This is a genomic window from Variovorax boronicumulans, assembly GCF_029892485.1.
GTDB lineage: Bacteria > Pseudomonadota > Gammaproteobacteria > Burkholderiales > Burkholderiaceae_C > Variovorax > Variovorax boronicumulans_B.
In genome coordinates, this window is the sequence record NZ_JARXVG010000006.1 from 118,449 (window position 1) to 140,647 (window position 22,199).

The 22,199-nt window shown below is 66.9% G+C and carries 20 protein-coding genes; 9 read left to right on the plus strand and 11 right to left on the minus strand.

Translation table 11 applies throughout. The annotated features are described in order from the left end of the window. Positions 1–3: 3 nt before the first annotated feature. The 8 genes from M2282_RS15775 to M2282_RS15810 form a co-directional block, all read right to left on the minus strand. On the minus strand, positions 4–987 hold the full coding sequence (locus M2282_RS15775; protein ID WP_280809732.1) for a Bug family tripartite tricarboxylate transporter substrate binding protein: 984 nt from the start codon (positions 985–987) through the stop codon (positions 4–6). Positions 988–1,082: 95 nt separating this feature from the next. Then, complete coding sequence (locus tag M2282_RS15780) at positions 1,083–1,844, minus strand: SDR family NAD(P)-dependent oxidoreductase (RefSeq protein WP_280809733.1); 762 nt, start codon at positions 1,842–1,844, stop codon at positions 1,083–1,085. Positions 1,845–1,862: 18 nt separating this feature from the next. Then, the gene (garD, locus tag M2282_RS15785) at positions 1,863–3,440 is read right to left on the minus strand and encodes a galactarate dehydratase (protein ID WP_280809734.1); all 1,578 of its coding nucleotides are present in this window, start codon (positions 3,438–3,440) and stop codon (positions 1,863–1,865) included. A 19-nt stretch (positions 3,441–3,459) separates the two neighbouring features. Further along, positions 3,460–4,755: a TRAP transporter large permease gene (locus M2282_RS15790; protein ID WP_280809735.1), complete on the minus strand. Its 1,296-nt coding sequence runs from the start codon at positions 4,753–4,755 to the stop codon at positions 3,460–3,462. Positions 4,756–4,763: 8 nt separating this feature from the next. Further along, positions 4,764–5,252 (minus strand): TRAP transporter small permease, encoded by a 489-nt coding sequence (locus M2282_RS15795; protein ID WP_124458468.1) that lies wholly within the window; start codon positions 5,250–5,252, stop codon positions 4,764–4,766. A 63-nt stretch (positions 5,253–5,315) separates the two neighbouring features. Beyond that, positions 5,316–6,293 (minus strand): TRAP transporter substrate-binding protein, encoded by a 978-nt coding sequence (locus tag M2282_RS15800; RefSeq protein WP_280809736.1) that lies wholly within the window; start codon positions 6,291–6,293, stop codon positions 5,316–5,318. 51 nt (positions 6,294–6,344) lie between these two features. Next, positions 6,345–7,232 (minus strand): SMP-30/gluconolactonase/LRE family protein, encoded by an 888-nt coding sequence (locus M2282_RS15805; RefSeq protein ID WP_280809737.1) that lies wholly within the window; start codon positions 7,230–7,232, stop codon positions 6,345–6,347. Beyond that, on the minus strand, positions 7,222–8,055 hold the full coding sequence (locus M2282_RS15810) for an NAD-dependent epimerase/dehydratase family protein (RefSeq protein ID WP_432422905.1): 834 nt from the start codon (positions 8,053–8,055) through the stop codon (positions 7,222–7,224). Before M2282_RS15810 ends, M2282_RS15805 begins: the two co-directional genes overlap by 11 nt. A gap of 178 nt (positions 8,056–8,233) precedes the next feature. Here M2282_RS15810 and M2282_RS15815 point away from each other — a divergent pair, with 178 nt between their 5' ends. The 8 genes from M2282_RS15815 to M2282_RS15850 all read left to right on the plus strand — a co-directional run bounded on the left by M2282_RS15815 (position 8,234) and on the right by M2282_RS15850 (position 16,779). Next, the gene (locus M2282_RS15815; RefSeq protein WP_280809739.1) at positions 8,234–9,103 is read left to right on the plus strand and encodes a FadR/GntR family transcriptional regulator; all 870 of its coding nucleotides are present in this window, start codon (positions 8,234–8,236) and stop codon (positions 9,101–9,103) included. Between the two features lie 125 nt (positions 9,104–9,228). Beyond that, a complete protein-coding gene (locus tag M2282_RS15820; protein WP_280809740.1) occupies positions 9,229–10,218 on the plus strand; it encodes a Bug family tripartite tricarboxylate transporter substrate binding protein in 990 nt (329 codons plus the stop codon). A 56-nt stretch (positions 10,219–10,274) separates the two neighbouring features. Beyond that, complete coding sequence (gene kdgD / locus M2282_RS15825) at positions 10,275–11,186, plus strand: 5-dehydro-4-deoxyglucarate dehydratase (RefSeq protein ID WP_280809741.1); 912 nt, start codon at positions 10,275–10,277, stop codon at positions 11,184–11,186. A gap of 55 nt (positions 11,187–11,241) precedes the next feature. After that, positions 11,242–11,697: a nuclear transport factor 2 family protein gene (locus tag M2282_RS15830; protein ID WP_280809742.1), complete on the plus strand. Its 456-nt coding sequence runs from the start codon at positions 11,242–11,244 to the stop codon at positions 11,695–11,697. Positions 11,698–11,709: 12 nt separating this feature from the next. After that, the gene (locus tag M2282_RS15835) at positions 11,710–12,696 is read left to right on the plus strand and encodes a Bug family tripartite tricarboxylate transporter substrate binding protein (RefSeq protein WP_280809743.1); all 987 of its coding nucleotides are present in this window, start codon (positions 11,710–11,712) and stop codon (positions 12,694–12,696) included. Between the two features lie 16 nt (positions 12,697–12,712). Beyond that, a complete protein-coding gene (gene gudD / locus M2282_RS15840) occupies positions 12,713–14,083 on the plus strand; it encodes a glucarate dehydratase (RefSeq protein WP_280809744.1) in 1,371 nt (456 codons plus the stop codon). Positions 14,084–14,192: 109 nt separating this feature from the next. After that, positions 14,193–15,290: an SMP-30/gluconolactonase/LRE family protein gene (locus tag M2282_RS15845; protein WP_280809746.1), complete on the plus strand. Its 1,098-nt coding sequence runs from the start codon at positions 14,193–14,195 to the stop codon at positions 15,288–15,290. Between the two features lie 52 nt (positions 15,291–15,342). Beyond that, positions 15,343–16,779, plus strand: coding sequence for an aldehyde dehydrogenase family protein (locus M2282_RS15850; protein WP_280809747.1), 1,437 nt, complete (start codon positions 15,343–15,345; stop codon positions 16,777–16,779). A 3-nt stretch (positions 16,780–16,782) separates the two neighbouring features. On the opposite strand, the gene M2282_RS15855 is transcribed toward M2282_RS15850, so the two are convergent. Continuing rightward, the gene (locus M2282_RS15855; protein WP_280809748.1) at positions 16,783–18,339 is read right to left on the minus strand and encodes a glycine betaine ABC transporter substrate-binding protein; all 1,557 of its coding nucleotides are present in this window, start codon (positions 18,337–18,339) and stop codon (positions 16,783–16,785) included. A gap of 111 nt (positions 18,340–18,450) precedes the next feature. Between M2282_RS15855 and M2282_RS15860 the strand changes: the two genes are divergently transcribed. Beyond that, positions 18,451–19,539 carry an ROK family protein gene (locus tag M2282_RS15860; RefSeq protein ID WP_280809749.1) on the plus strand — a complete coding sequence of 363 codons (1,089 nt, stop codon included), beginning with the start codon at positions 18,451–18,453 and terminating at the stop codon, positions 19,537–19,539. On the opposite strand, the gene M2282_RS15865 is transcribed toward M2282_RS15860, so the two are convergent. Together M2282_RS15865 and M2282_RS15870 are read right to left on the minus strand one after the other, a co-directional pair. Beyond that, complete coding sequence (locus M2282_RS15865) at positions 19,523–21,052, minus strand: efflux transporter outer membrane subunit (protein WP_280809750.1); 1,530 nt, start codon at positions 21,050–21,052, stop codon at positions 19,523–19,525. The genes M2282_RS15860 and M2282_RS15865 overlap by 17 nt on opposite strands. Positions 21,053–21,067: 15 nt before the next feature. Then, on the minus strand, positions 21,068–22,186 hold the full coding sequence (locus tag M2282_RS15870) for an ABC transporter permease (protein ID WP_280809751.1): 1,119 nt from the start codon (positions 22,184–22,186) through the stop codon (positions 21,068–21,070). Positions 22,187–22,199: the final 13 nt, after the last annotated feature.

Here is a 22,199-nt window from a genome sequence, read left to right on the forward strand (position 1 = left end):
GGCTCAGGGCTTGATGTTGAGCTTGGTGATCAGCTGCTTGAAGTAGACGTTGTCCTTGGCCAGCGTCTCCTTGAACACAGCGCCGTCGGTGTAGACATAGCCCAGGTTCTGCTTGTCCATCACCTCGTGCATCAGCGGCTCGGCCGCCGTCTTGGCGGTGATCTCGCGCAGCTTCGCCATCACTTCCGGCGGCGTGTTCTTCGGCGCGCCGATGCCGCGCCAGGTGCCGATCGACAGGTCGATGCCGCGCTCCTTGGCGGTCGGGACTTTCTCGAAGCCCTTCACGCGCTTGTCGGCCATCACCATCAGCACCTTGAGCTTGCCGCCCTGCACATGCGTCGTCACTTCGGCCGGGCTCACCGCCACCGCTTCGATGTGGCCGCCCAGGAGCGCGAGCACCGCGGGTGCCGCGCCCTGGAACGGGATGTGGCCGAACTTCGTGCCGGTCTTGTCTTCGAGCGCCGCGGCCGCCAGGTGCCAGATCGAGCCGTTGCCCGAGTTGCCCACGCGGATGCCTTCGGGCGATTTCTTCGCGGCGGCCAGGAACTCCTCGATGGTGTTCCACGGCGCATCGGCCTTCACGGTGATCGCGGCCGGGTCGGCGTTGAGCTGCGCAATCGGCTGGAAGTCGTCGTAGTTGAACTTGGCCAGGCCCAGGTGCGGCAGCGTGAGCAGCTCGACTGTGAGCACCGCGAGCTTGTAGCCGTCGGGCTTGGCGTTGATCACCTCGGTCCAGCCGATGGCGCCGCCCGCACCGGGGCGGTTGACGATCACGATGCTCTGCGAGATGTGCTTGCGGCTCGCTTCGGAGAACGCACGCGCCAGGCCGTCGGTGCCGCCGCCCGGCTGGTAGGGCACCAGCAGTTCGATCGAGCGGTTCGGGAAGTCGTTGGCCGCCTGCGCCGAGGCCGTCGAGGCCAGTCCGAGCGAGAGGGTGGCCGTGGCCGAGAGGGCTGCCAGGGCGCGCAGGAAGTTGCTTCTTCTCATGATGTTTCTTGTCTCCGTTGTTGATCTGATCCACTAACGCCCGCGAGGGCGTTTCCTCTGAGTGAACGCCCCGCGAGGGCGCTTCTCCAAAAAACTCAGGGCATGTACTGCCCGCCGTTCACCTCGATGACCTGTCCGGTGACGTAGCCCGAGAGCTGTTCCGAGGCGAGGTAAAGGAAAGCACCGACGCACTCCTCGGGCTCGCCGATGCGCCCCATCGGAATGCTCGCGCGGAAGTTCTCCAGCATCGCGGGCGTCGAGAAGCGGTCTTGAAAAGGCGTCTGGATCACGCCTGGCGCGACCGCGTTCACGCGGATCTTGTCGCCCACCAGTTCCTTGGCGAGGCCGTGCGTCGCCGTGCTCACGAAGCCCTTGGAGCCCGCGTACAGGTACGCGGCCGGCCCGCCGCCGGTGCGCGCCGCAACCGAGGTCACGTTGATGATGTTGCCGCCGCCCTGCGTGCGCATCAGCGGAACCACCTCGCGGCAGAACGCGAGCACCGAGCGCGCGTTGATGTGCATCACCTCGTCGAAGAGCGCGTCGTCGAACTCGGCGATGGGCACGCGCTTGACCAGGCTGCCGGCGTTGTTCACCAGCACGTCGATGCGGCCGAACTCTGCCTGGGTCTGCTTGACGCAGTCGCGGATCGCGCCGGTGTCGCGCACGTCGGCCTTCACCGCGAATGCGGTGCCGCCCGCGGTGCGGATCGTTTCGACGACCCGGTTGGCCGCATCGGCCGAGCTGTTGTAGTGCACCGCCACGCGCATGCCGCGCGCGGCGAAGGCAATGGCCACCGCGGCGCCGATGCCGGTGCTGGCGCCGGTGACGAGCGCGGTCTTGTCCTTGAGGTCTTCCATGGATGTTTCCTTTCGATGTCAGGTCACGGGTGCGGGGTTGAAGAGCACGAGCGCGTTGTGCAGCTTCCAGTGTTCCGCCCAGGTCTTCTTCTTGCCGCTGGCCACGTCGAGCATCAGCCGGAACAGCTCCCAGCCCACGTCTTCGATGGTGGCATCGCCGTCGGCGATGCGGCCCGCGTTCACGTCCATCAGGTCGTGCCAGCGGCGTGCGAGATCGCTGCGCGTGGCGACCTTGATGACCGGCACTTCGGCCAGCCCGTAGGGCGTGCCGCGGCCGGTCGTGAAGATGTGCAGGTTGATGCCCGCGGCCAGCTGCAGCGTGCCGCAGATGAAATCGCTCGCGGGCGTCGCCGCGTAGATCAGGCCCTTCTGCTTCACCTTCTCGCCCGGCGAGAGCACGCCCGAGATCGGCGCGGAGCCCGACTTCACGATCGAGCCCATGGCCTTCTCGACGATGTTGGAGAGCCCGCCCTTCTTGTTGCCGGGCGTGGTGTTGGCGCTGCGGTCGACGCGGCCCTTCTGCAGGTAGGCGTCGTACCAGGCCATCTCGCGGATCATGGCCTCGGCCACTTCGGGCGATGAGGCGCGCGAGGTGAGCTGGTCGATGCCGTCGCGCACCTCGGTGGTCTCCGAGAACATCACGGTGGCGCCCGCGCGCACCAGCAGGTCGGTGGCAAAGCCCACGGCCGGATTCGCAGTGACGCCCGAGAAGGCATCGCTGCCTCCGCACTGCACGCCCACCACGAGTTCGCTCGCAGGCACGGTCTCGCGCCGACGCGCGTTCAGGCGTTCGAGATGCACTTCGGCCTGGCGCATGACCGAGTCGATCATCGACATGAAGCCGACGTGCGCGTTGTCCTGCAGGCACACCACATCGAGCGCCACATCGGCAGCGTTTTCGCCGCGTTGGTCGGAGATGGGAATGGTGCCCGGCGGCAGCAGGCGCTCGGGCTGCAGCTTTTCGCAGCCCAGGCTCACCACCATCACTTCGCCGCCGAAGTTGGGGTTGAGGCTGATGTTGCGCAGCGTGCGGATCGGAATGATCGCGTCGGGCGCGTCGATGGCCACGCCGCAGCCGTAGCTGTGCTCCAGCGCCACCACGTCGTCGACGTTCGGAAATTTCGGCAGCAGCTCGGCCTTGATGCGCTGCACCGCGAATTCGGTGACGCCGGCCACGCACTGCACGGTCTGCGTGATGGCCAGGATGTTGCGCGAGCCCACCGAGCCGTCGGCATTGCGGTAGCCCTCGAAGGTGTAGCCCTCCAGCGGCGGCAGGGCAGGTGGCTTGACCGTCGCGATGGGCAGCCCTTCGAGCTCGGGTGCCGTGGGCATGCGCATCACGCGCTCGTGCACCCAGCTGCCGCGCGGCAGCGCCTTCTGCGCGTAGCCGATCACCACGTTGTAGCGGACGATGGCATCGCCTTCGGCCAAGTCGGCCAGTGCGACCTTGTGGCCTTGCGGCACGTTGTCCACCAGCACGAGGCCATCGGCGAACGTCGCGCCTGTCTTGAGGCCGCCGTCGTTCGCGACGATGGCGACGTTGTCGGCCGCGTGGATGCGGATGTAGAGCGGGGGGCGGGTGTTCGTCTCGGCCATCGTGGGGCCCTTTCTTTTCTTACTTCACCACCATGAAGAGGCTGGGCAGCCAGGTGGAGAACGCGGGGACAAAAGTGACCACGCCGAGCGCGAAGATCAGTGCGCCGTAGAACGGCCAGATGGTCTTCATCACCGTGCCCACCGAGACGCCGCCGATCGCGCAGCCCACGAATTGCGTGGTGCCCACGGGTGGCGTGTTCAGGCCGAGCGCGCAGTTGATCAGCATCACGACGCCGAACTGCACCGAGGTCATGCCGTAGTGCTGGGCGATCGGCAGGAAGATCGGCGTGCACAGCAGGATCGTCGCGGCCATGTCCAGGAAGGTGCCCAGCACGAACAGGATGATGTTGATGAGCAGGAAGATCATCCACGGCGTGGTGGTCACCTGCGACAGCATCTGGCCCGTGAGTTCGGCCACGCCGTACAGGCTGATGAGGTAGCCGAAGGTGCTGGAGATGCCGATCAGCAGCAGGATCACGCCGGTGGTGCGCACCGCCTTCGAGGCGGCCTTGATGAAGTGCTCCCACTTCAGCGTGCGGTACACGAAGATCGTGAGGCCGAGCGCATAGAGCACCGCCACCGCGGCCGACTCGGTCGCCGTGAAGATGCCCGACAGGATGCCGCCGAGGATCAGCACCACGATGAACAGGCCCGGCAGCGCGGCTGCGAACGAACGCGCCACGATGGCCCAGCCCGGGAAGCTGCCAGCCGGGTAGCCGCGCTTGACCGCCACCAGGTAGGCGGCCGCGAGGTTGCTGAGGGTGAGCACGGCTGCCGGCAGCAGCGCCGCCAGGATCAGCGCCGCGATCGACACCTTGCCGCCCGCCGCGAGCGAATAGATGATCAGGTTGTGGCTGGTCGGCATCAGCGCGCCGACCAGAGCCGCATGGGTCGTCACGTTGACTGCGTAGTCGGCGTGATAGCCCTCCTTCTTCATCATCGGGATCATCACGGCGCCCATGGCCGAGACGTCCGCCACGGGCGATCCCGAGACGCCGCCGAAGAGGGTACAGGCCACCACGTTCGACATGCCCAGGCCGCCGCGCACATGGCCGACCAGATTGCGCGCGAAGTTGACGATGCGGTCCGCGATGCCGCCGTAGAGCATCAGCTCGCCGGCGAAGATGAAGAACGGAATCGCAAGGAACGAGAAGATGCCCATGCCCGAGGTCATCTGCTGGAAGCCCACCGCGAGCGGCAGGCCTTCATACAGCAGCGTGGCCAGGGCCGACAGCCCGATCGAGAAAGCGACCGGCACGCCCAGCAGCAGGAACACCGTGAACGAGAGGCAAAGAATGAGAAGAGGGATCGTCATGATGCGGTTCAGCCCCAGGCGGGTTCGACTTCGCGGCCTTGGGCAAGCGCGATGATGTGTTCGATCGAGAACATCACGATGAGGACGCCGGCGATCGACGCGGGCACGTATTTCCAGCCTTCGGAGATCCAGAGGGTGGGCAGGCGGTAGTCCCAGACCGACTCGGCGAGCGAGGCGCAGTTCCAGGCCATGGCCAGACCGAAGGTCAGGATCAGCGCGTGAATGAGGTATTCCATCTTCAGGCGCAGCCAATCGGGCGCCAGCACCAGGAACGATTCGAGGCCGATGTGGCCTGCGTCGCGCACGCCGACGGCCACGCCGAACATGGTGACGTAGATCACCAGCAGCAGCGCAAGGCTTTCAGCCCAGGTGGGTGTGTTGTTTAGCACATAGCGGCCGAACACCTGCCAGCTCACGGCGCAGATCACCGCGACGAGACCGAGGATGCCCAACCACATGCAGGCACGGGCGAGGGTGCGGCAAAGTTTGGTGTACATAGATTTCTTTGCCCTTCCCCCCGGAGGGAGAAGGAAGGGGAGGAGCCAGGTCGGAGGGCGGACTTACTTCGTGTCCTGCACGCGCTTCACGAGATCCTTGAGCTTTGCGTCGGTGATGAACTTGTCGTACACCGGCTTCATCGCGGCCTGGAACGGGGCCTTGTCGACTTCGATGATCTCGGCGCCGCCGGCCTTCACCGTGGCCAGCGACTTGATCTCGCGCTCTTCCCACTGCTTGCGCATGTAGGGCACCGACTCCTTGGCGGCCTGGCGGATCCAGCCCTGCTCTTCAGCGGAGAGCTTGTCCCACACGCGCTTGGAGAACAGCAGCATCTCGGGGGCCATCGAGTGCTCGGTCTTGCTGTAGTACTTGGCCACTTCGAAGGCGCGGGCGCTTTCATAGGTGGGGTAGTTGTTTTCGGCGGCGTCGATCAGGCCGGTCTTCAGGCCCGTGTAGACCTCGCCCATGGGCATCGGCGTGGCGTTGGCGCCCATGGCTTCGAGCATCGACACCCACAGGTCCGACTGCTGCACGCGGACCTTCAGGCCCTTCATGTCGGCGAAGGTGCGCACCGGCTTCTTGGCGGTGAACATCGAGCGCGCGCCGCTGTCGTAGTAGGCCAGGCCGATGAAGCCCTGCTTCTCGCACGACTTCAGGATCTCTTCGCCGATCGGGCCGTCCAGCACCTTGTGCAGGTGGTCGACCGAGCGGAACAGGAAGGGCATGGTCGGCACCTGCGTCTCGGCGCAGATGTTGTTCATGGGGGCGATGTTCACGCGCACCATCTGCAGCGCACCGATCTTGGTCTGCTCGATGGTGTCTTTCTCGCTGCCGAGCGAGCTGTTGTTGAACACCTTGATGGTGTGCTTGCCACCCGACAAGGCCTTGAGCCGTTCGCTCATGAACTTGACTGCGGTCACGGTCGGGTAGTCGTCGGGGTGGATGTCGGCCGAGCGGAACTCGGTGGCACTGGCAGCCATGGTGGACAGCGCGGCTGCGGCGCCGACGGCAAGTGCGATCAGGGTCTTGTGTAGTTTCATTTGTCTCTTCCTCTGCGGGGTGGTTGTCGAAAAACGTTAAAAGAAAACGGGTCAGCCGAAGGCCGGTTCCGGCACGCCCGCCACGCCGGGGCGCAATGCGAACACGCCGCCGGCCAGCGGCTGGTCGTACAGGTCGATGCCTCCGGGGCGGATCGAGGTGACGAAGAGCGTGTCGAGCGCTGGGCCGCCGAAGGCGCACATCGCGGGCTTCTTCACCGGCACTTCGAGCGAGCGGTCCAGGCGGCCGTCGGGCGTGAAGCGGTGCACCAGGCCCGCGTCGTTGCCGCAGATCCAGTAGCAGCCGTCCACGTCCATCGCTGCGCCATCGGGGCGGCCGGGCAGGGGGTTCATGTCGACGAAGAGGCGGCGGTTGCTGGGCGTGCCGGAGTCGGTGTCGTAGTCGAAGGCCCAGATGGCCTGGACGGTCGGATGCGAATCCGAGAGGTACATCGTGCGGCCGTCGGGGCTGAAGGCCAAGCCGTTGGGCACGATGAGATCGTCCAGCTGCAGCGCGGCGCTGTCGCTGCCTTTGCCGTAGCTGTAGAGGCGGCCGACGCGGGCGCCTGCCGCCATGTCGAGCAGCATCGTGCCGGCCCAGAAGCGGCCCTGGCGGTCGCAGCGGCCGTCGTTGAAGCGCATGGCGGGTGCGGCGTGTTCAACGGGCGCGAGCGAGGTTGCCGCAAGCGTCCCGTCGGGCTGCGGCTGCAGTGAGAAAAGGCCGCTCTCCATGCCGGCGATCCATGCGCCGGGCACATCGGCGCGCGGCGCGATGCAGGCAATCATTTCGTCCGCCTGCCATTGCGCGTGGCCTTCGCTCGCATGCCAGCGGTTCAGCGCACGCGCGGGAATGTCGACCCAATAGAGCGCCTGCTCCGCGGCATGCCACACCGGGCTTTCGCCGGTGCCGTTGCGGGCGTCGAGGACGAGCTCAGCTTGCATCGCCGAACGGTCCTTGTGCGGTGAAGGCGCCGCCCTGGTAGATGGCATTGGGGTCAGTGGGCGCGACCGGCGGCTGCGCCTCGACCTTGTCGCGGAACACCTCGGAGCCGTCCTGCGGCACGAAGCCCAGGTGCGCCGCGGCGCTGTTGTCCCACCACACGTCGCGGTTGTTCGACATGCCGTAGACGATGGTGTGCTTCACGTCGGGCGTGAAGAGCGACTTCTCGATCAGCGTCGTCAGGTCGCGGTAGCTGAGCCAGGTGCTCATCATCCGGCGGTTGAGCGGTTCGGGGAACGAGGAGCCGATGCGGATGCTGACCGTCTCGATGCCCCAGCGGTCGAAGTAGAACTGCGCCATGTCTTCGCCGAACGACTTCGACAGGCCGTAGTAGCCGTCGGGCCGGCGTGCCGCATGGGCGTCGATGTGTTCGGTCTGCTTGTAGAAGCCGATCACGTGGTTGGAGCTCGCGAACACCACGCGCTTGACGCCGTGGCGGCGCGCGGCTTCGTAGACGTTGAAGATGCCCTTGATGTTGGCTTCGAGGATTTCCTCGAACGGCCGCTCGACCGATACGCCGCCCAGGTGCACGATGGCGTCGCAGCCTTCGAGCAGGGCGTGTACCGCGGCCTTGTCCGACAGGTCGCAGGGCACGACTTCTTCGCTCGCATCGGCGGCGGGCGCCAGCGATGCGATGTCCGAGAGGCGCAGCACCTTCGCATAGGGCTTGAGCCGCTCGCGCAGCACCTTGCCCAGGCCACCGGCCGCGCCGGTCAGCAGGAGGCGGTCGAGCTTGTTGTGGGAGGCTTGTTGGGACATCGACATGTGTTTCCGGGGTCTGGTGACTGGGGGTGACTGGGACGGCGCGTCAGGCACTGGCCGCAAGCCATCGGTACGATGCCGATCAGGCGGGTCGTGAATGCCTTGCAGGACAGCCCTTGAATCGATTTGAGTGGTGAGTTATCTGTTGTCGTACAACTATTAGGGGATTATCATCGTGGCCATGGTTCAGACGACTGCGGGTAATCCCTTGGTTTCAGATGCGTCGGCAGAAGCCGGCCCGGCAGGAGGCCCCGCGGCCTTCGTGGGGCGGCCGCGCCAGCGTGCCCGCGGCCTGGCGCACGGGCTGGTGGAAGACCTGGGCGAGAAGATCCGCAGCCAGTCGCTGCGCCCGGGCGACAAGCTGCCCACCGAGTCGGCCATCATGCAGGCCTACGGCGTGAGCCGCACTGTGGTGCGCGAGGCGCTGTCGAAGCTGCAGGCCGGCGGGCTGGTCGAAACGCTGCACGGCGTGGGCACCTTCGTCCTGCAGCCGCGGCCGGGTGGGGTGTTCCGCCTCGATCCGGGCGAGATCGCCGCCTCGGTCGATGTGCTCGCAGTGCTGGAGCTGCGCATCAGCCTGGAGACTGAATCCGCCGGGCTCGCCGCGAGCCGGCGCACCGAGGAGCAACTGGTCGCCATGCGCCAGGCGCTCGACGACTTCGAGCACAACGTGACGATCGCCGGCGACACCGTCGCGCCCGACTTCCGCTTTCACCTGCAGATCGCGCAGTCGACCGGCAACCCGTATTTCGCCGACATCATGCGGCATCTGGGCACGACCATCATTCCGCGCACACGCATCAGCGCCATCCGCATCCAGGATGGGGGCGCGTACCTGAGCCGCGTCAACCGCGAGCATGAAGAGATCTATGCGGCCATCGCGCGCCGCGATCCCGAGTCGGCGCGCGCCGCCATGCGCATCCACCTGACGAACAGCCGCGAGCGCCTGCGGATGGCGCAGGAGGCGGCGCAGCAGCAGAAGACGACGAGCGCCGATGGTGCGGGCGCAGGCAAGGGCAGCGGCGCGGGCGCCGCTTCATCCGACAACTGATCCTTTCGCCGAATTTTTTGGGTCCAAATCTGGACAAGTTGTTTTTGTGGTTGTACGATGACTGATCTCTCGTTCGAACATCCGGGCGAAGCCATGGCAATCATCGAATAACTGGAGGCATCCGCATGACCATCAACCGACGCGGCGCACTCGGCGCCGCCCTTGCCACGACCCTGGCCGCCAGCCTGCCGGTGCGCGCATTTGCGCAGGGCGGCGGCGGCAACTGGCCGTCCAAGCCGATCCGGCTCATCGTTCCGTACCCGCCGGGCGGCTCGTCCGACATCATTGCGCGCTCCATCAGCCAGCCGCTGTCCGATGCGCTGGGCCAGCCCGTGGTGATCGAGAACCGCGCGGGCGCCAACGGCAACCTGGGCGCCGACATGCTCGCCAAGGCTCCGGCCGACGGCCACACGCTCATGCTGTGCGACCTCGGCGCGCTGGCCATCAGCCCGTCGCTGTACCCCAAGCTGCCTTTCGATCCGACCAAGGACCTGCGCAGCGTGGCCATGCTGGCCTATTCGCCGCACTTGCTGGTGGTGCACCCGTCGGTGCAGGCCAATACGCTGAAGGAACTGGTCGAGCTGTCGAAGAAGAGCGACTTCAACTTCGCCGTCACCGCCAGCGGCAGCACCGCGCACCTGGCGGGCGTCGAGCTGCAGCGCAAGAGCGGCGCCAAGTGGGAATACGTGCCTTACAAGGGCGGCGTGCAGGCCGTGCTCGATACCGTGGCCGGCCAGACGCAGGTGCTGATGAACGGCATGCTCGCCACCTACCCGCACGTGCAGAGCGGCAAGCTCAAGCTGATCGCGGTGTCCAAGCCCACGCGCATGCCGCTGATCGGCAACGTGCCGACCATCTCGGAGCAGGGCGTTCCCGGCTACGAGTCGGGCACCTGGCAGGGCGTGGTCACGGCGCGCGGCACGCCCGACGCCGTGGTTGCGCGGCTCAACAAGGAACTGGTCCGCATCATCCGCACGCCGGACATCCGCGCCCGCCTCGCAGGCCAGGGCGCCGAAGTCGTGACCATGGCCGCGCCCGAGCAGGACCAGTTCTTCGCCAAGGAGCGTGCGCGCTGGGCGCAGGTGATCAAAGAGGCCAACGTCAAGCTCGACTGACCGGCCACCAACTCTTTCTCTTTTTCCTCATCCCCATCTTCACTGGACTTTTCCCCATGAACCCGCAAGAACTCAAGACCATCATGGGCTCCGGCCTGCTCTCGTTCCCGTTGACCGACTTCGACAGCAACGGCGACTTCAACAAGAAGGGCTACGTCGAGCGGCTCGAATGGCTGGCGCCCTATGGTGCGAGCGCGCTGTTCGCAGCGGGCGGCACGGGCGAATTCTTCTCGCTGACCGGCGACGAGTACCCCGGCATCATCCAGACGGCAGTGGACACCTGCCGCGGCGTGGTGCCGATCATTGCTGGCGCCGGCGGCCCGACGCGCTTTGCCATCCAGTGCGCGCAAGCCGCCGAGAAGGCCGGCGCGCACGGCATCCTGCTGCTGCCGCATTACCTCACCGAAGCCGGCCAGGAAGGCCTGGCCGCGCACGTCGAAGCCGTGTGCAAGAGCGTGAAGTTCGGCGTGATCGTCTACAACCGCGCCTCCAGCCGCCTGAAGCCCGACACGCTGGCCGGCCTGGCCGAGCGCAACCCGAACCTCGTCGGCTTCAAGGACGGCGTGGGCGACATCGAGGCGATGGTCGCGATCTACCAGAAGATGGGCGATCGCTTCGCCTACCTGGGCGGCCTGCCGACCGCCGAGGTCTATGCCGCGGCCTACAAGGCCATGGGCACGCCGGTGTATTCGTCGGCCGTCTTCAACTTCATCCCCAAGACGGCGATGGACTTCTATCACGCGGTCGCCAACGACGACATGGCCACGCAGCATCGCCTGCTGAAGAACTTCTTCATGCCCTACCTGGACCTTCGCAACCGCACGCCGGGCTACGCCGTGAGCATCGTGAAGGCCGGCGCCAAGATCGTCGGCCACGACGCAGGCCCGGTGCGCGCACCGCTCACCGACCTCAAGCCCGGCGAGATGGAAGAGCTCAAGGCGTTGATCGCCACGCTCGGCCCGCAGTAAGAAGTCTCGTTTTTTCGCAGTCGACAAACATCAACACAACAACGGAGTCAACGACATGCTCATCAAGAAACTATTCCTCATCGCCGCTTCTGCCGTCGTGTTCTCGGGTTGCGCAATGGCACCCGCCGGCGGCGGCGCATCGGAGCAGCCCGCGGTGGCCGCGGCCGCCGAGCGCCTGCGCATTGCGATGGTCGACCCGACCGCCGCCGCGCTCGGCGCGCTGGTGGCCGACGACCTGAGCTACGGCCACTCGGGCGGCAAGGTCGACACCAAGGCCAGCTTCATCAGCGACCTGCTCGACGGCAAGTCGGATTTCGTGACCATCACGATCACCGAACAGACCATCAAGGTGGTCGATGCCAACACTGCCATCGTGCGCCACACGCTCGCGGCCGACACCAACGATTCGGGCAAGCCCGGCAAGGTGGCGCTGAAGATCCTGGGTGTCTGGCAGAAGCAGGGCGGCAACTGGAAGCTGCTCGCGCGCCAGGCTGTTCGCGTCAACCCCTGACCAGGAGCACGGATGCAGAGACGAGAGCTTCTTGCGACGGGCCTCGCGCTCGCCGCCACCGCGATGTTGCCGCTCCACGCCTCGGCCCAGGCCGATGCCTGGCCGCAGCAGAAACCCGTGACCATCATCGTGCCGTTCCCCGCCGGCGGCTCCACCGACATGGTGGCGCGCGCGCTTGCGCTGCAACTGCAGACCCGACTCGGCGGCAGCTTCGTCGTCGACAACCGTCCCGGGGCCACGGGCACCATCGGCACCGGCTTCGTCAGGCGCGCACTGCCTGACGGCTACACGCTGCTGGTGTCCTCGCTCGGCGCCTTCGTCGTCACGCCGCACCTGCAGAAGAGCGTGCCGTACGACGCAACCAAGGACTTCGACTACATCAGCGTGCCGGTGCAGGCGCCCAACGTGCTGGTCGCCAACGTCGCGCGGCCCGAGCACACGGTGGCCGACGTGCTTGCGCTGCTGCGCAAGACGCCGGGCAAGGTCTCGTTCGCGAGTTCGGGCAACGGCTCGTCCGACCACCTGTCGGCCGAGCTCTTCTGGCAGCAGACCAAGACCGAAGGCGTGCACGTGCCCTACAAGGGCGGCGCACCTGCGGTGAACGACCTGCTGGGCAACCAGGTCGATTTCTCGTTCCAGAACGTGAATGCGGTGCTGCCGCACATCCGCGCGGGCAAGCTGCGCGCGATTGCCGTCACCGGCGACAAGCGCTCGCCCGTGCTGCCCGACGTGCCCACGCTGGCCGAAGCCGGCGTGAAAGGTGCGGAGGTCTACTCGTGGCAGGGCGTGGCTGCGCCGAAGGGCCTGCCGCCCGCACTGAAGAAGAAGCTGGGCGATGCAGTCATCGCCGCGATGCAGGACCCAGAGACGAAGAAGCGCATGCTCGACCAGGGGCTCGAAATCGTCGCCAGCACCCCTGAAGATTTCACCGCCTTCCAACTGCGCGAGTGGACGCGCTGGAAGACATTGATCGAAACCCGCCACATCACCGCAGACTGAGGCACCGAGCCCGAAGATGACAAGTCCTGAATCCCTTCCCAACGCCGTGCCCAACGTCGTGTCGGGCGCGCCCGTCGTCACCGGCATGCGCGTGGTCCCGGTCGCGGGCCACGACAGCATGCTCATGAATCTGAGCGGCGCGCATGGCCCGTTCTTCACGCGCAACCTGCTGATCCTGACCGACAGCGCCGGCCACACCGGTGTGGGCGAAGTGCCGGGCGGCGAGAAGATCCGCCAGACGCTCGAGGACGCACGCGACCTCATCGTGGGCCAGCCCATCGGCCGCCACAACGCGGTGCTCAACAGCCTGCGCAGCGCCTTCGCCGGCCGCGACAGCGGCGGCCGCGGCCAGCAGACCTTCGACCTGCGCGTGACCATTCATGCAGTGACGGCCGTCGAGGCTGCGCTGCTCGACCTGCTCGGCCAGTTCCTCGAAGTGCCCGTCGCGGCCCTGCTCGGTGAAGGCCAGCAGCGCGATGCGGTGCAGATGCTCGGCTACCTCTTCTACGTGGGCGACCGCAGGAAGACCGACCTGGCCTACGAGACCGACCCCGGCGCCGACAACGACTGGTTCCGCCTGCGCCACGAAGAAGCGATGACGCCTGAATCCATCGTGCGCCTGGCCGAGGCCACGCACGCACGCTACGGCTTCACCGACTTCAAGCTCAAGGGCGGCGTGCTGCGCGGCGAGGAAGAAGTCGAAGCGATCCGCGCGCTGCACGAGCGCTTTCCGAAGGCGCGCGTCACGCTCGACCCCAACGGCGGCTGGCTGCTGCAGGACGCGATCCGCCTGTGCCGCGACCTGCACGGCGTGATGGCCTATGCCGAAGACCCGTGCGGCGCCGAAGGCGTGTTCTCGGGCCGCGAGGTGATGGCCGAATTCCGCCGCGCCACTGGCCTGCCCACCGCCACCAACATGGTCGCCACCGACTGGCGCGAGATGGTGCACAGCCTCTCGCTGCAGTCGGTCGACATTCCGCTGGCCGATCCGCACTTCTGGACGATGCAAGGGTCGGTGCGCGTGGCGCAGCTGTGCCAGGCCTGGGGCCTGACCTGGGGATCGCATTCGAACAACCATTTCGACGTGTCGCTCGCGATGTTCACGCACGTGGCCGCCGCCGCACCCGGCAAGGTGACGGCCATCGACACGCACTGGATCTGGCAGGACGGCCAGCGCCTGACGAAGGCACCGCTGCAGATCGAAGGCGGCTTCGTGAAGGTGCCGACGCGCGGTGGCCTGGGCATCGAGCTCGACATGGACGAGGTCGAGAAGGCGCACCAGCTGTACCTGAAGCACGGCCTCGGCGCGCGCAACGATGCGCAGGCGATGCAATACCTGATTCCCGGTTGGACCTTCGATAACAAGCGGCCCTGCATGGTCCGCTGATCGGCAACAACCGTTCGGGCCGAGCTTGTCGAAGCCCCGCGCGGCGCTTCGACAAGTTCAGCGTGAACGGAATGGGCGCCGCAAGCACAGACATCGTCAAGGAGACTGCATGAACAACAACATGGATCGCCGCCGCCTGCTCCAGGCGGCTGCCGGCTCGGCACTCGGCGCAGTGGCCGCAGCCGCGGGCGCCCAATCGTTCCCCTACAAGCCGCAGCAGCGCTACCCCGACCCGGCCGTGCTGATCCTCGACCCGAGCTTCGCCAAGTACCGCCTCTACAGCAGCACGCTCGAGCAGGTCGGCACGGGCATGCGCTGGGCCGAAGGGCCGGTGTACCTGCCGCGCGAGGGCTACCTCGTGTGCAGCGACATCCCGAACAACCGGCTGATGCGCTACGAGGAAAAGACCGGCGAGTTCAAGGTCCACAAGTCGAACGTGAACCACTGCAACGGCAACACGCGCGACCGCCAGGGGCGCCTGGTGAGCTGCGAGCACTCGCTGACGCGGCGCGTGGTGCGCACCGAGCACGACGGGCGCATGACCGTGCTGGCCGACCGTTTCCAGGGCAAGCGGCTGAATTCACCGAACGACGTGGTGGTGAAGTCGGACGACACCGTCTGGTTCACCGATCCGCTTTTCGGCATCTCGGGCACCTGGGAAGGCGACAGGGCCACGCCCGAACAGCCGACGACCAACGTGTACCGCCTCACGCCCGACGGCCAGCTCTCGGCGGTGATCACCGACCTGGTGAACCCGAACGGCCTGGCCTTCTCGCCGGACGAGAAGAAGCTCTACGTCATCGAATGGAAGGGCACGCCCAACCGCAGCCTCTGGAGCTACGACGTGGCGGCCGACGGCAGCGTGTCGAACAAGGCCAAGCTGATCGACGGCGCGGGCGCGGCCGCGCTCGACGGCTTTCGTGTCGACCGGGACGGTAATATCTGGATGGGCTGGGGCTGGAACGGCGCGCTGGCTTCAGAGCCCACCGATGCCGGCAACGGCATGAAGGTCTATCAGCCGCTGGCGAAGTCAGAAGACCTCGATGGCGTCAAGATCTTCAATTCGCAGGGCAAGCCCATCGGTTTCATCCGCCTGCCCGAACGCTGCGCTAACCTCACGTTCGGCGGACCCAAGAACAATCGCCTCTACATGGCGGCCAGCCATTCGCTGTACGCCCTCTACGTGGAGTCCGAAGGCGCCACCTAGCCTTGATTCTCCAAACCTCATCACCGCAACAGGCAAACGAAGGACATCGACGATGACTGAATTCAACAACCTCATCAATGGCGAATGGCTGGCCGGCAAGAGCTACAGCCCCAACGTCAACCCCAGCAACCTGGCCGACGTGCTGGGCCAGTACACCCAGGGCGACGCGGCGCATGTCGATGCCGCCGTGGCTGCAGCCACTGCCGCCTTTCCCGCATGGGCCACGGGCAGCATCCAGGCGCGCTCCGACGCGCTCGACAAGATCGGCACCGAGATCCTCGCGCGCAAGGAAGAGCTCGGCACGCTGCTCGCACGCGAAGAGGGCAAGACCAAGGCCGAAGGCATCGGCGAGGCCACGCGCGCGGGCCAGATCTTCAAGTTCTTCGCGGGCGAATGCCTGCGCCTCTCGGGCGAGTTGCTGCCTTCGGTGCGCCCGAACATCGGGGTGGAGATCACGCGCGAGCCGGTCGGTGTCGTCGGCCTCATCACGCCGTGGAACTTCCCTATTGCCATTCCCGCGTGGAAGATCGCGCCCGCGCTCGCCTTCGGCAACTGCGTGGTCTTGAAGCCCGCGGACCTCGTGCCGGGCAGCGCCTGGGCGCTTTCTGAAATCATCAGCCGCTCGGGCATTCCGGCCGGCGTGTTCAACCTCGTGATGGGCCGCGGCAGCGTGATCGGCGAGGCGCTGGTCAACCACCCCGGCATCCATGCGATCAGCTTCACCGGCTCGGTGGGCGTGGGCCGCAACATCGCGATCCAGTGCGTCACCAACCACAAGAAGGTGCAGCTCGAAATGGGCGGCAAGAACCCGCAGGTCATCCTCGATGACGCCGACCTCGCGCAAGCCGTGGAACTCAGCGTGCAGAGCGCGTTCTACTCGACCGGCCAGCGCTGCACCGCCTCGAGCCGCCTCATCGTGACCGAAGGCATCTACCCGAAGTTCATCGAGGCGATGAAAACGCGCATGGCCAAGATCAAGGTCGGCGATGCGCTCGCGCAGGGCACCGACGTGGGCCCCGTCTCGTCCAAGTCGCAGCTCAACCAGGACATGGAATACATCGCCATCGGCAAGGGCGAAGGCGCCACGCTGGCCGCGGGCGGCGAACTGCTGAAGCTGGAGACGGACGGCTACTACATGTCGCCTGCGCTCTTCAGCGAATCGGCCGCGACGATGCGCATCAACAAGGAAGAAATCTTCGGCCCGGTGGCGAGCGTGATCCGCGTGAAGAACTACGAAGAAGCGCTGGCCACGGCCAACGACACCGAGTTCGGCCTCTCGGCCGGCATCGCCACCACCTCGCTGAAGTACGCGACGCACTTCAAGCGCCACAGCCAGGCCGGCATGGTGATGGTCAACCTGCCGACGGCCGGTGTCGACTATCACGTGCCGTTCGGCGGCCGCAAGGGCTCGAGCTACGGCCCGCGCGAGCAGGGCAAGTACGCGCAGGAGTTCTTCACCACGGTGAAGACGGCCTACACGCTGGCCTGATCTTCAGGCAGGCGCCTGCGAACTGGGCGGTGCGCGTCGGCGGCGGCGCATCGCCCACTCGATCAGCTCGAAGATCCCTTCGCTGACCAGCGCCATCGCCGCGGCCGGCAGCGCGCCGGCCAGCAGCAGTTCGCGGTCGTTCAAGGCCAGGCCTGTCACGATGCGCTCCCCGAATCCGCCCGCACCGATGAAGGCCGCAATCGTCGCCGTACCGATGGCGATCGCGGTGGCCGTGCGCACGCCCGCCAGCAGCGTGGGCAGCGCCAGCGGAAGCAACACCAACTGAAGGCTTTGCGGCGGCGTCATGCCGAGCGCGGTGCCGGCGAGCCGAAGCCCGTTCGGCACTTCGGCCAGGCCCGTCACCGTGTTGCGCATGATCGGCAGCAGCGAATAGAGCGTGAGCGCAATCAGCGCGGGCAGCGCACCGATCGCGCCGAGCATCGAGATCAGCACCGCCAGCAGCGCGAGCGACGGCACGGTCTGCATCAGGCTCGCGATGCCGAGCACCACGGCACGAAGCCGCACATGCGAGAACACGAGGATCGCGATCGGCACGCCGATCAGGATCGCGATGCCCACCGACACCGCCACCAGCAGCAGATGCTGGCGCGCGAGCTTCCAAAGGTCGGGGCCGAAGAGCTTGGCGGTGAAGCCGCGCCGGGCTTCCTGCGAGGGCGCTGCGCCCGTCTTGCCGGTGCTGGCGATGAAGTCGCGCGCGATCACGTCGAAGGGCACGCTCTGCAGCTCGGCGCGCGCATTCATCGCGATCATCGCGTGCTCGTCGATCCTTCCCTCGAGCGTCTGTAGCGCGGCCCAGGCCTTGGGCAGGCGCGTCGGCAGGTCGAGCTTGTAGAGCACCACCGCGTCGTAGCGCGGGAAGAACTTCCTGTCGTCCTCGAGCACGCGCAGGCCCAGGTGATCGATCTTCGCGTCGGTGGTGTAGATGTCGATCGCATCGATCTGCTTGGCGGCCAGTGCGTCGTAGGCCAGGCCGTGGTCGAGGCCGGTCGGCGTCTGCGTGAAGCCGTAGCGCGCGGCCAGGCCCCTCCAGCCATCGGCGCGGCCGAGGAATTCGTTCGAGAGGCCCAGCTTGAGCTCGGGGTGCCTGGCCAGGTCGCTCAAGGTGCGCAGCCCGAGCCGCTCTGCATCGGCCGCGCGCACCGCCAGTGCATAGCCGTCGTTGAAGCCCAGCGGTATGGCCACACCCAGGCCCATCGGCGCGAGCGCCGCGTTCATCGCCTCGCGCGTGTCGGCGGGCGAGCCCTTGAGGATTTCCAGCGCGATGGTGCCGGTGTACTCGGCATAGAGATCGATGGCGCCCGAGCGCAGCGCTTCGTAGACGATGGCCGTGTTGCCCAGGCCCTGTCGCACGACGGGTGGCGACGCGGTGTGCGGTGCGGCCGTCTGTGCGAGCAACTCGGCGAGGATGTACGACTCGGTGAAGCGCTTGGAGCCGACGCGCAGTGCGTCGTCCGCAGCCTGCGCGGGGCCGGAGACCGCGGCAAGCCAGGCCATCGAGAACAACAGGGCGGCGCGCCAGAGGGTGCGGAGCAGGTGCATCGCGGCCAGTGTATAGACAACGCTTCATTTGGCGTACCCGCCAATCTCCTACATGGCGTGGCGCGTGGAGCCGATGCAGGCGGGCGTCGGCGAGGCCCATAGTCGATCGCCATGAAGCCCAAGCTCTCGAAGAAGAAATCCACGCCTGCCCCCCAGAATGGCCTGCCAGGCCCCGAAGTTCACGGCCTGCGAGAACTCCCCGGCCTGCAGGTCGACGGCTACAGCCTGCAGCTGCGCGACAAGGACGGATTCGTCGGCGACCAGGCCAGCCAGACGGCGTTCAGGGAACTGCTCGAGCGCTGGCGCAAGCGCCGTCGCAAGGAAGGCCGGGACCCGCTGGGCCTGTCGCATTCGCGCAATCTCAGCAAGAAGGAACTCGACCACGCGTTGCAGGCGAAGCGAACGGCCGAAGCCGCCGACCTGGTGCATGGCGCCATCGAGGAATTCGCCGAGGAGCTGGCCTACGTGATCCAGCGCTTCACGCGCCAGCCCTCCTGGGCAAAGGTGCAGCGCATCGTGATCGGCGGCGGCTTTCCCGAGAGTGACGTCGGCGAGCGCGCGATCCTGCAGACGGGTGCCATCCTCGAGGAGATGGGCGTGCACGTGCAGCTCGGCCGGCTTTCGCACAACGTGGACGACGGCGGCCTGATCGGCTGGGTGCACCTCGCGCCGCCGGCCATGCTCAAGGGGCACGACGCCATTCTTGCGGTGGACATAGGCGGCACGAACATCCGTTGCGGCATCGTCAAGACCCGCCACCGCAAGGCGCCGGACTTCTCGCTCGCGAAGGTGGTGCGGCGTGTGAAGTGGCGCCATGCCGACGACGGCCCGAACCGCGGCAGCATCGTCGAGAACATCGCCCTGATGCTGGAGGAGATGGTGCTCTACAGCGAGCGCAAGAAGATCCGGCTCGCGCCCTTCATCGGCATCGGCTGCCCGGGGCTGATCCGCAAGGACGGCTCCATCTCGCGCGGCGCGCAGAACCTGCCGGGCGACTGGGAGAGCCATGCCTTCCACCTGCCGAGCGAAGTGTGGCGCCGCATGCCGATGATGGGCTCGGGCCCGACGCTGGTGCTGATGCACAACGACGCGGTGGTGCAGGGCCTGAGCGAACTGCCCTTCATGCGCGAAGTGAAGCACTGGGGTGTGCTGACCATCGGCACGGGGCTGGGCAACGCGAGCTTCACGAACCTGCGCTGAGTTCCTTTGGGGGCACGCCGCCCGCAAGGGCCTTGTAGACACCGACCAGGCTCACCGACAGCCTGCTCGCACTCTGCGCGTGATCGCGGCGGGCCTGCAGCAGCGCACGCCGCGCGTCGAGTTCGACGCCGAAATCGGTGAGCCCGTTCGCATAGCGCGCATGTGCCAGCGTGAGCGCATCGCGGCTCTGGCGCTCGCGCTCGATGAGTTCGGTGTGGCGCTGGCGCTCGGCGCTGTAGGCGTTGAGCGCGGTGTCGATCTCGTGCCAGACCTTGAGCACCGTTTGCTGGAAGGCCACGGCCGCCTCCTGCTGCTGAAGTTCGCGCAGGTCCACCGTGCTGCGGCGGCGGCCGTTGTCGAAGATCGGCAGGCTGAGCGACGGGCCGACATGCCATTGGCGGCTGCCCCAGTCGCCGAAGCGCTCACTGCCCACCGACTCGTAGCCGAAGCCTGCGCCCAGCGTGATGCGCGGATAGAGATCGGCCACGGCCACGCCGACGCGTGCGGTGGCGGCGTGCAGTTGTGCCTCGGCGGCGGCGATGTCGGGGCGGCGACGCGCGAGGTCTGAAGGAAGGCCGAGCGTGAGGTCGGGCAGCGGTGGTGCGTCGCCCGTGTGGTCGGTCGCATCCGCAAGTTCGGTGTTCAGCGCGCCGGGTGGCGCACCGATCAGCAGCGTGATGCGGTTCATCGCCTCGGCCTCCTGCTGCAGCAGCGAGGGAATGCGCGCGCGCAGCTCGGCCAGCAGCGTGCGCTGGCGCACCGGGTCGAGGTCGGTGACGAGGCCGCCATCGGCGCGCGCCTGCACGAGTTCGAGCGATTCGGTGGCAGCCGCGATGTCGGCGCGCGCAATGCGCAGTTCGCGCTGCGTGCCGCGCAGTTCGAAGTAGTTGCGTGCGAGTTCGGCCTGCACGCTGAGCTCGGCCTGCTGCAGCATCGCGGACGAAGCGGCCGCATCGGCATCGGCCGCTTCCACCGCACGCCGCACCCGGCTCCAGAGATCGATTTCCCACGAGGCATCGAAGCCGGCCTGGTAGAGGTTGTAGGGCTCGCTGAGCGTGCGGATCAACTGATCCTTGTTGGTGGCGGAGGAACCGAGCGCATCGATCATCCGCGTGGCTGCGCCGCTCTCGCTCTGGCGTTGTCGTGTGACGCCCGCGCTGGCGTTGACCTGCGGGCCGCGCTGGGCGGCTGCCGTGGCGCGCTGCACGCGGCTCTGTGCGAAGCGCAATGCGGCGGTCTGCAGGTCGGGGTTGGCGGCGAGCACCATCGCTTGCAGCCGGTCGAGCATCGGGTCGTTGAAAGCCTTCCAGTCGCCGGGCGCGATGGATGCTGTGGGTGCGGCACGACGTTCCGCGCCGAGCAATGAGGACGAGCCACCGTGCCAGGCCGACCAGTCGGCGGGCGCGCGCGGTTCCGAGGGCTTGTGGTCGGGGCCAACAGCGCACCCACCGACGAGCAGTGCCAGTGCGGCAGCGGCCACTGCGTTGCATGTGAAATGGAAAGTGAGAGGCATGAGGTGCTCCCGTGTTCAGACAAGACGATTGCGAAAGAGCCACGCCGCCAGCGGCAGCGTGACGACCGCGATGATCGAGAGCGGAATCAGGTTGTGCCAGACCGTGCCCAGCCCCACGCCCTCGAGATACACGCGCTGCACCAGGTCGATGGCGAAGCGCAGCGGATTGGCCAGGGTGATCACCTGCAGCACGTGCGGCATGTTGCGCACCGGCGTGGTCAGGCCCGACAGCAGCATCATCGGCATCAGCAGCACGAAGGTGTAGAGCATCGCCTGCTGCATGTTGGCCGACACGGCGGAAATCGACAGGCCGATGCCCACGCTCGCGACCGTGAAGAAGATGAGTCCGGTGTAGAGCGTGACGAGCGAGCCCGCCATCGGAATGCCGAACCAGAAGAGCGCCACCAGCAGGATCAGCGACGACTGCGCCAGGCCCACCAGCACCGGCGGCAGCGCCTTGCCGATCATGATTTCGAGCGGCGACATCGGCGTCACCAGCAACTGGTCGAAGGTGCCTTGCTCGCGTTCGCGCGCCACCGAGAGCGCGGTGAGCAGCAGCGTCTGCAGCATGCTGAGCGCGGCGATCATGCCGGGCAAGAGATTCCAGCGCGTCTCCAGGTTCGGATTGAACCAGGCGCGCGATTCGATGACCAGCGGCGCCGGCGGTGCGCCCGCGCGCGTGCGCAGCTCGGCGTTGTAGCGCTCGACCACCGCACTCACATAGCCGGCCGCCGAGCCCGCGGTGTTGGAGTTGCGCGCATCGAGGATCAGCTGGATGGCCGCGGGCTGTCCCGCACTGAGCTGCCGCTCGAAGTCGGGCGCGATCTGTATGACGAGCAGCGCCTTCTCGGTGTCGATCACCTCGCGGATGTCCGCCTGCGTGCGCAGCGTGGCCACGCGGTGGAAGACGCCCGTGCTGTCCAGGTGCGCGATGAGTTCCGTCGCCGCGCCAGTGCGGCTCTGGTCGAGCAGCGCATACGGCACGTTCGCCAGGTCGTAGGTGGCGCCGTAGCCGAAGATGAGGCTCTGCAGCAGCGCGGGCGCGAAGAGGATGGTGCGCGTGGCCGGGTCCTTCAGGATCGCGAGCAACTCCTTCTTGCAGAGGTTGGCGATGCGCAGCAGGAAGTCAATCATGTTCCGTTTCCTT